Origin of the sequence: Mycobacterium sp. UM_11, assembly GCF_001414075.1 — a bacterium.
Classification (GTDB): domain Bacteria; phylum Actinomycetota; class Actinomycetes; order Mycobacteriales; family Mycobacteriaceae; genus Mycobacterium.
In genome coordinates this window covers 1-218 of record NZ_LATC01000300.1, presented here as the reverse complement: position 1 = coordinate 218, position 218 = coordinate 1, and the positions used below count along the sequence as shown (strand labels likewise).

Genomic DNA, 218 nt, shown 5'->3' with positions numbered 1-218 from the left:
GTGGTCTGGCCGGTCAGCAGGAACCACAGCTCCTGGAACGGATCGGTCGTGGTGGCCGCGGCCTGGGCGGCCTGCTGGGTCGTGCTCGTGGTGGCCGTGGTGGCCGCCTTCTGCACCACGTTGGCGGTGTTACCCGCGGTGGTGTTGGCCGCCGCGTTGGCCACCGTGCCCGACTGGCTGGCCGTGCCCGCATCGTTGGTCACCTTCGGCGCCGGCGC

The 218-nt window shown here is 72.5% G+C and carries 1 pseudogene; it reads right to left on the bottom strand.

From position 1 onward, the window contains the following. Positions 1 to 203: pseudogene (locus WU80_RS25120) on the bottom strand (hypothetical protein); the annotation flags it as partial. Positions 204 to 218 lie beyond the last annotated feature (15 nt).